The sequence below is a fragment of the Vibrio sp. 1F255 genome (assembly GCF_041439145.1).
Taxonomy (GTDB): domain Bacteria; phylum Pseudomonadota; class Gammaproteobacteria; order Enterobacterales; family Vibrionaceae; genus Vibrio; species Vibrio crassostreae_C.
Genome location: NZ_JBGONQ010000035.1, coordinates 49515 through 58482, shown reverse-complemented (window position 1 = coordinate 58482; position 8968 = coordinate 49515). Strand labels below are relative to the sequence as shown.

At 45.3% G+C, this 8968-nt stretch carries 8 protein-coding genes; 3 read left to right on the top strand and 5 right to left on the bottom strand.

The window, feature by feature from the left end; all coding sequences use genetic code 11:
• Positions 1-537 precede the first annotated feature (537 nt).
• On the bottom strand, positions 538-858 hold the full coding sequence (locus ACED41_RS18135) for a hypothetical protein (protein WP_102332639.1): 321 nt from the start codon (positions 856-858) through the stop codon (positions 538-540).
• 166 nt (positions 859-1024) lie between these two features.
• Positions 1025-2104 carry a helix-turn-helix domain-containing protein gene (locus ACED41_RS18130; RefSeq protein WP_371725410.1) on the bottom strand — a complete coding sequence of 360 codons (1080 nt, stop codon included), beginning with the start codon at positions 2102-2104 and terminating at the stop codon, positions 1025-1027.
• A 286-nt stretch (positions 2105-2390) separates the two neighbouring features.
• Between ACED41_RS18130 and ACED41_RS18125 the strand changes: the two genes are divergently transcribed.
• The 3 genes from ACED41_RS18125 to ACED41_RS18115 all read left to right on the top strand — a co-directional run bounded on the left by ACED41_RS18125 (position 2391) and on the right by ACED41_RS18115 (position 4281).
• Positions 2391-2864, top strand: coding sequence for a hypothetical protein (locus tag ACED41_RS18125; RefSeq protein ID WP_371725409.1), 474 nt, complete (start codon positions 2391-2393; stop codon positions 2862-2864).
• Positions 2816-3421 carry an N-acetylmuramoyl-L-alanine amidase gene (locus ACED41_RS18120; protein ID WP_371725408.1) on the top strand — a complete coding sequence of 202 codons (606 nt, stop codon included), beginning with the start codon at positions 2816-2818 and terminating at the stop codon, positions 3419-3421. Before ACED41_RS18125 ends, ACED41_RS18120 begins: the two co-directional genes overlap by 49 nt.
• Before the next feature lie 524 nt (positions 3422-3945).
• Positions 3946-4281, top strand: coding sequence for a hypothetical protein (locus ACED41_RS18115; protein ID WP_004733275.1), 336 nt, complete (start codon positions 3946-3948; stop codon positions 4279-4281).
• Positions 4282-4740: 459 nt separating this feature from the next.
• On the opposite strand, the gene ACED41_RS18110 is transcribed toward ACED41_RS18115, so the two are convergent.
• From ACED41_RS18110 to ACED41_RS18100, 3 genes are all read right to left on the bottom strand, one after another.
• Positions 4741-6912: a polysaccharide biosynthesis tyrosine autokinase gene (locus ACED41_RS18110; protein WP_371725407.1), complete on the bottom strand. Its 2172-nt coding sequence runs from the start codon at positions 6910-6912 to the stop codon at positions 4741-4743.
• A gap of 170 nt (positions 6913-7082) precedes the next feature.
• Entirely contained in the window at positions 7083-7523 is a 441-nt protein-coding gene (locus tag ACED41_RS18105; protein ID WP_017069276.1) for a low molecular weight protein-tyrosine-phosphatase, read from the bottom strand.
• Between the two features lie 116 nt (positions 7524-7639).
• The gene (locus tag ACED41_RS18100; RefSeq protein WP_136989470.1) at positions 7640-8773 is read right to left on the bottom strand and encodes a polysaccharide export protein; all 1134 of its coding nucleotides are present in this window, start codon (positions 8771-8773) and stop codon (positions 7640-7642) included.
• Positions 8774-8968 lie beyond the last annotated feature (195 nt).

Genomic DNA, 8968 nt, shown 5'->3' with positions numbered 1-8968 from the left:
ACATCACTTCACGCTACCCCTTATTCCATATGGGTTTTTCATGATCTTGCCCTGCTTCCGTCAGTAGTGTCTATCACTGCTAAGTTCTCACTAATTTGCTCTAGACGTATCTGCCATTCATCTTCTGCCTAAGCCATTCCAAATTATCGTCGCCAGAACCTTCAGTGCAAGCGCCTACAGTGAAATAGTTAAGAAGACAATATCAGTTAGCGTATGCTCTACTTTCCGTACTTGCGAGGGGATGAATAACCGTGAGACACTTTTTATTCATATTGAGACAATCCATTGCGGACAATTCCTTGTAAACCATTGGTTTCGCTACTTTTGAAAAAGTAGCCTTTTTGTAGCTACTAGCACTTTTTGACTTGCTGGCCATTCTCATTTGGTACGCTACCGCCCTTAGGTTTGGCTCCTAAAGGCAATAGTGACAATTTGTTCGCTTTATGCGTTTTTCATACGGTTTTAAATATGCGGGGCATTCTAGCAAAGTAAGTGCATATTAACCAGTTTGAAATTGACTCTGGCATGACAAACAACTCACCACGCATTCAACCAGCGAGAGCATTGTACGTCTTGTAGGTACTGAGTGCCTATGTGGTATCGGTTTTCTTGTGCTGCGTCGCAGTAGCGTTTTTCTATATCAATAAAAATATTGCCGTTGCGGTACAGCGAGACGAAGCTCGGGTTATTGTTTACCGCCAATAACGCTTTAATCTCGGTGCGTGTTAGCCCTTGTGGGTAGTGGTTAACCAGCAGTTTCAAAAACTCGCCAATGCGTCCTTCTACTCGCGCTATCTCTTTTTCTAAAATGGTGACTTTTTCTTCCGTTGTCAGTTTTTTTAGGCTGATATCGTCCATTTGCCCTCTCCCTAATTCTACTTTTGTATCTTGACGTTTTTTGTCTGTATTCGCGCTTGGTCTGCCCTAGCCTTTGGTTTTCCTAAGCTTTTCGCTTCCTAAATCATTGGTTTTCAATAGCTTTTAGCTGTGTGAGCAAGCGCTTAGTCTGTGAAAAATCGAATGGTCACTTTTTAGAATCCGTGCAGGGCGATTTGGATTGAACTAGGGCCTTGATACGTGCTTCGAACGGATTGGTGGTGCTTTTGGCTTGGTAATCCGCTAGGGTCTGAGAGACGGGCGTGGGTTGTTTGTGAACCATGGGCTTGGCTGCCGGTTGGGTTTTAGCTTCCTTGGTCGATGTAGAAGCAGAAGCCCTTGCTGGTTTAGCCGCTTTTGTTTGCTTAGCCGCTCTAGCCTGCTTAAAGACTGGCGATGAGTCTCGCTTCGCTTTGGCTTGGGCGCTTCTTCTTAGCCAGCCATTCACAAAGTGGCCAATGTGCTCAAAGGGTTTGCGCTTATCGGGGTTGATGTACAGCCAGGCTTGCATGGCATGCAGTTCTTGCAGCACATCTAACTTTGGGTAGGAGCGTTCTAATATGGTGGTGAACTCATGATAAATCGGCGCGCAGCCCTCTTTGGTGAGCAGGTGAATCACGACTTCATTCTGTTGGCTTATTGGAGTAGTGGTGGCTTGAGGTGTCGATACCTCATGTTGTTCAGAACCGCTTTGGGGATCAAGAACATCGGTGTCATCCAAGAGGCCGTTTTTCAAGATCAACTCTGTTTTATGTTCTTTATGAAAGATTATGTGTGCCGGATGATCACTCTCCGTGGTGGATCTTGAGTCACTCAGGGGAGTGTCTGAATGGTCGGTTTTCTTCGCATGTTCTGTCTTCTGGGGGTATTCCGACGAAGCTGACGGTAAACCTGTTTGTTCTACATTCGTGTTCTCTTGATTCGCTTGGGCTAGATCGGTCTGCTGAATGTGGCTGTCGCTGGGAAGGCGCAGCTGATATATGTTGCTGCGCTGGCGTCCTGAATCATCAAAGCGCTTTATCCGCTTCACAAAACCTTGTTTTTCGAGCTCGTTAACGTGTCGTTTCACGGTTCTTACCGACACTTCGCAATATTGCGCCAAGTAATTGAGGGAAGGAAAACACACGCCGCGCGCATCGGCGTTATCGGCCAATTTTAATAACACCAACTTGCTGATGGGCGAGCCAGTTTTTAATGGGATGAAAGAAAGAATTAGAGAAACACACATGGTTAACGCTCCTTGTTAATTAGTCATTCGTATAGAAATCCATTGATATACAGAAGCATTAACAACACTTTTTGGCGCTTTAGGGGCGAAAGGCCCATGAGATAAGTTGTAAGAAAAGATGTTTGGTTAATCGCCTCGGATAGATATGCAACACCAACCTTATAAGGCAGTAACTTTTCGAAGCACCTCTCATTTTTCTGTATTCCTCTGTTTTCGTGTTATTCCCGCCAACCCAATCAAGAATGTTGAAGTACATTGCCCTCCCCATGCAGCAATAAGGTGCTTAATGAAGGCGATAGTTTCTCTTTTTATTTCAGCGTATCAACCCGGTATGGCGAGCATCGAGTGCCGTGCTAACTCCCTCACTCAATCACGTCAGCCGTTATTTTTTAGTGATAGTGATGGGTTTGGCCAAGTACTGAGCTATGAAGTTAACGGTTATAAAGAAAGCCATTTAGAAGGTTGTTATTTTAATGAGGATGAATGCGGTGACGCCCCAAGCTATGAAGATATTTGTTGGATGATCAGCCGAGCACGGCGCGCCCAACCATTAGGTTATTGCGTGATGTATTTACGCTATGTAAGCCACCACTCTGGTTATGCAAAAACCGTAGCCACCAGTCTGCGACAACACATCGCATTGCACCCTGATTTAAAAGAATCGCTATCAACGTCTTTAATCGTCTATTTACAACAACACGAGGATTTATTTTGTCAAACACTCCACCAGCAACTGATCGAGTTCCAAATCAGCCGTTAGAAGCGCCTGTTTTACAAGAGCGGGCTGACACCAAAGAACGAATTGATTCGGAAGAGCAGGCTAGCAAGATGGAGCTTATCCCTTCGTTAGAGCCTTGTTTACCTTCAGCATCCTATTCATTCAGCCTGGTTTCGGTTTTACTCCGCTTACCTCATTGCCCGCCATATTCCTTTATTACTGTGCATTGCAGCGCCACGCCGCCACAGCAAGATGTAGGCGTAGCCGAGATTCGCCAATGGCATAAAAAGAGAGGCTGGCGCGATGTGGGGTATCACTTTGTTATTCGTCGCAATGGGGATGTCGAACTTGGCAGGCCACTGTCGCAAACTGGCGCGCATGTGAAAGGACACAACAAGGGCAATATTGGGGTTTGTTTGGTTGGCGGTTGTAATGCCGAGCTGCAACCAGAAGATAACTTCACACTTGCGCAGCGCAAGGCACTGTTTGGTTTGATGGCTGCACTGCAAGAGCAGTTCTTGATTTCAGATGAGAATGTTAAGGGGCATAAAGATTGGGGCGTGAATAAGGCGTGTCCTGTTTTGAAGATAAAAGCTTAAGAGCAGATGCGGGATTCGAAAAGTGAGGAAAATAAAGTGAGAGTGGTGCTTTTAGCTCCTCCCCTTTATCACGACTGTTACTTGGCAAAAAATATCCTATACAAGGGGAGGCTGGGAGGGGTTGGTTAGGCATCGCTAGCAACCCCCTCTAACTCCCCCTTTTATTAACACCATCACTCACAATAGTCCGGTGTTCAAGGGGGAGGACCAAAAGCTAAGTCTTCGAATAATTTGAAGAGCAGTTGCGGGATTCGAGTAAGCGAGATGCGAAGAGACTAAAAGCGGATTCCAGATACTTCGTTCCTCGCCTCTAAAGCAACAGAATGGCGGAATGACGGAGTCGTGAGATTATTAACTTAATAAAAGTAGTCGTCATTCCCTACAGTGAGGGACGAACGTGATAGGGAATCTAATTCAACGGATAAATGGCGGAGCAGAGGTCTCGCTATGGTTGTCGAACCATAAGGTTATACAGTCAAAGGTTATACATGCGGTCAAAGCCAATCAATAAACCAAGGAGCAGTATGACATTGTTCGGAAGAATATTTGGGAGCCAGTCTTCGATTAGCAAGGGGTTAGATGCACTCACCAACACAGGAGATGCGATGTTTTTTACTGATGAAGAAAAAGCGAAGCACAAGCTGGCACTGCTTAAAGCGTATGAACCTTTTAAGTTGGTACAGCGCTACATTGTGTTGTTGTTCACCATTCCTTATGTGGCACTGCATGTGATGGTGATTCTTGGCTGCATGCACGGTTACGATTGGAAGCCATTAGGGGAAATGACCAATGAAGCGTTTGGTTATCCGGTGTTAGCGGCAATTGGATTGTATTTAACGGGTGGCGTGGTGAAGAAGTAGAAGAGCAGATTCGAGTGACGGGTAAACGGGATGCGAAGAGATTAAGAGCGAGGAGAAGAAGATGGTTGTTGTGCTTTTAGCTCCTCCCCTTTATCACGACTGTTACTTGGCAGAAAATATCAATATAAGGGGAGGCTGGGAGGGGTTGATTAGGCATCGCTAGCAACCCCCTCTAACTCCCCCTTCTATTAACACCATCACTCACAATAGTCCGGTGTTCAAGGGGGAGAACCAAAAGCTAAGTCTTCGAATAATTTGAAGATTGGATAAAGAATAGATACGGGTGGCGGGTAGACGGGATTCGAAGAGCTAAAAGAGCAGATTCGAGCAGCGGGTAAACGAGTAACAAGAGATGAAGAACGGATTCGAGTGGCGCTTTTCGTATCTCGCCACTCGCATCCCGTTACTGTCTTTAGCTCTTCGTTTACCCGGTTACTCGCATCTCGTTACTGCTCTTAGTTATTTCTTGTCGCTCGAATATGCGTAATTATAGTAACCGTAGCCGTATGAGCTTGATGCTTTCTTCTCGATGGCGTTGAAGATAACGCCTTTCACTTCGATGCCCGATTGTTCGAAGCGGTTGCGAGCTACATCGATCTCTTTAATGGTGTTTTGACCGTAACGCGCGACCATTAATGTGGTGCCAGCGAAGGCGCCGACAATGCTTGGGTCGGTTACCGCAAGTACGGGCGGGGTATCAACAATCACCAAATCATACTCTTTCGATGCCCATTCCATTAGTTCTGCAAAGCGTGGGTGCATCAGCAGCTCTGATGGGTTCGGTGGCACTTGGCCGCGAGTAATAATATCTAGGTTCTCTACCGGTGTGGTTTTCACTGATTGAGCGAACTCTTGCTTGCCGCTCAGCACATCAGAAAGACCATTGTCCCAGTTCACACCAAAGCTTTGTTGTAGGTAACCTTTTCGCATATCGGCATCAATCAACAATACCTTTTGGCCTGTTTTAGCAGCTACTGCGGCAAAGTTGGTCGAGATGAATGATTTACCAATGCCTGGCGCAGGGCCTGAAATCATCAGAACGTTGTTTTTCGCTTCTAGCATCGCGAAGTGCAAGCTGGTACGAAGGCCACGCAGTGCTTCAACCGAAAGATCGGCAGGGTTCGATTCAGCAAGCAGTGCCTGAACGCCTTTTGTTTGTACTTTCTTCGATTTAAAGCGGTTGGTTAGCTCAATCTGTAAATCAGATTTTGGTACCGCTGCGTAAACCGGAAGGCCGATTTGTTCAATTTGGTCAGGGCTTTCAACACCACGGTGGAACGCTGCTTTCACTAATACAAACGCGACACTTAACATGCCACCCAGTAGCGTTGCTAACACAACAATCAGCGGCTTCTTCGGTTTAACGGCGCGAGCATAAGCTTGAGCGTCATCTAAGATACGAACGTTACCGACCGTACCGGCTTTAATAATGCTTAGCTCTTGAACCTTGTTTAGTAACTGGATGTAGATCTGTTGGTTTACTTCAACATCACGTGTCATACGCAGTACTTCACGTTGTGTTTTCGGCAGCTTTTGCACTTGCTTGTTCAGGCGCTCTCGCTCGCCCAACAACGTTTTACGCTTATCAATCAGTGACTTATATGCCGGGTGATCTTTAGTGAAACGCTGACTGATATCACTCTCTTTAAACGTCAGTTCATTCAATTGCGCTTCAAGCTCGACCATTACCTTCAAGGTTGATTGTGCTTCTAAGCCCAAGTCGATCGATTCGTTCTTTTGGCGATAATTGTTGAGTGTGTCTTCATAGCCAGTTAACTCAGATTTAATACCAGGAAGGTGACTCTCTAAGAACTGTAAGCTCTTCTCTGCTTCCGCTGAATTACGTTTCACGTTTTGTAAAAAGTAAATCTGGCTAATGTGGTTCAGTATTTCAGAAATCTGTTGTTTGTTTTCGCCTTCAAAGCTCAGCTTCAAAATACCGGTTTGCTTACCTTGCTCAGACAAAGACAAAGAAGCTTTCAACCATTCGATCGCTTCTAGTCGGCTACGTTGACTAATAGAGAATTCAAAATCGTTATGTGATTCAAAACCTGCCACAAACAAGCTGTAGTCGTCTGCTGTTGCTAGCTCACCCACTTTGCCTTTTAGGATAACGCGCTCATCGTCGCGAACTAATTGGTAAGTGCCCTGCTCGGCATCTAGGATCTGGATCGTGTGCCCGTAGTCGCTCGCATAGCTTGGCATGTTGAAACGGCTAACCGCAATGTGGTTGATGTCGCCGGTCAAGCGCGCAAAGCCCTTACCAAAGATAGGTGCATAGTTAGGAGATGTCACCGTCGTGAGGTTAAACTTATCCACCGTTTCACCCAAGATCATACGAGATTTGATGATCTCGACTTCGGTTGTAGCTGAAGATTCTTGAGAGAACAATTCACCCATATCACCAACCATAGAAGAGATGCCACCAGAGCTTTTCTCTTCAATTTGGATCAGGGCATCCGCTTTGTATATCGGCGTCGAAAGCAAAGCAAACGCAATACCAAACACAGCAAAAACGAATGTGGTGAGCATGATTAGCCATTTAGCATCTAATAAGATGCCAAGCAGTTTTCCTAAATCTATCTCATCAGAGTTATCTGTATGCGATTGCTGAGAGGGTTGTGTTGTCATTTGTTTGCTACTTCCTAAAGTATTGCTATTTAAGAGACGATATATACGCTCCGCGTACTTCTCTTTTATATTATTCCGTTGGTGGCTTTGCCATGCCTACATTTAGAGCATGACATTTAAAAAGCTGTCTATTTAAAACCTACTGCATCTAAAATCTATTGCATTTAAACCTACAGTTTTTTTGCCCAAGCTTGCGCCGCTTCGTCAATCAGCTTATAAGCGTGTTCAAACGCCTCACGACTTTGACGATAAGGGTCAGGAATGTCTTTCTGGCCAATCCACTGACCAAACAGCATCGTTTTTCCGCGAGCCTCCGGCGATATTTGAGTAAGCGCTTCTAAATGGCCCTTCTCCATCACCAAGATCAAGTCATACTGAGCACAAAGCTGTGGCGTAACTTGCTGAGACTGATGGTTTTCAACATCAACCCCATTTTCAGCGGCGATTAAAATGGCAGTGTCGTCTGCAGGCTTACCAATTAAACGGCTTTTCTCAGCAGCGATACCGGCAGAGGCCACTTCTTTGTTGGGCAGCAAGTTTTGTAAAACTCGCTCTCCAGTCGGGGAACGACAAATGTTGCCCACGCATACGACTAAAATTTTATTAAACATAATGGTCTCTAATTGTATTGGGCTTATAAGCTGGGTTTACTTTTAGATGTAAAAATCAGGTTACACGTACAATGCAACCTGATGATTAATTAGGGTTTATTACAAACCAGGGCTTATTACCAATTACGAACGCGCAACATACCTTCGGTTAGGTCGTTGAAGCCTGAAATGGTTGGTACAAGCTGACCGATTACACGGTTCCAGCGGCTGATTGGCGCTGCCGTTACGTAAACAATATCATAAGGCTTTAAATCAAACTCGGTGCCAATCACTAAAGCTGATGCATCTTCCATATTGAGTTGGTAGATGTCTGCCATGCGTTCTGATTTATCATCAGAAGTTCGGATCACAAACACACCCGTTGCATCTGCCGTCAGTTGGTTAATACCACCTACGTTGCTGAGTGCTTCCGTTAGGCTCATGCCTACACGGTCGATCTTCAACAGTTGTGGGTCATTCACTTCGCCCATCACGAATACTTTTTGGTTGTCATTACGCGGTACGTGAACAATATCACCGGCTTGAAGTAAGCGGTTTTGAGTTAAGTCACCACGTTGCATCAAACCATAAAGCGAGATGTTTTCTTCCACGCCATTACGGGTTAATGAAACATTGCGCCAATCTGCATCTTCAGACAAACCACCAGAGCGGTTCACTGCATCTAGTAAAGTTAATGGAATATTAGTAATCGGCTGTTGGCCAGGTTTTGAAACCTCACCCGTAATGTAGGTTTTCTTAGAACGGAAGGCCGCTACGTTCACATCGACTTGAGGGCTTTCGATGTATTTCGCCAAACGTTCCGCTATATCAGAACGAATTTCACGAACCGTTTTTCCTGCCACTTCGACTGTACCAATGTACGGGTAGAAGATGGTGCCGTCAGCATGAACCCAGTTACCCGCTTCAGTACTACTACGGTAAGAACCCGCAGGAATCGTCAGTTCAGGGTGATCCCAGATCGTGATATTTAAGATATCGCCCACGCCGACTTTGTATTCATACTTTGCGATGTCTACGTCGAGTTCAGGGTTGGCTTGTGACACCGACAATGTACCCGTTTGGTAAGTCGATACTGATTGAGCTGTCAGTGGGTAAAGGTTAACCACATCAGAGATATCAGATTCTTGCTGTTCCTCTGAAGGCTGAATCACATTCTTGTTGCCAGTAGAAAGGTGAGTTCCTGGAGTAGTACACCCTGCAAGCAATACAGGAAGGAGCGCTAAAAGGAGACGATTTTTATTAATCTTCATGTTAACCAAGTCATAGAAACGGAATGTGTCGTGATATCCCAAAGGACACCCAAAGAAGTTAGAACAAACAATTTTATCAGCTACGCAGTATTTAATAGAGTTAAGGAGGGCTATTACTGTGATATCGCTCCCACTTAATATCAAAGATAGGAACGCTACCGCCCTTTGATATTCCGCGACATCACACTGCGTAGT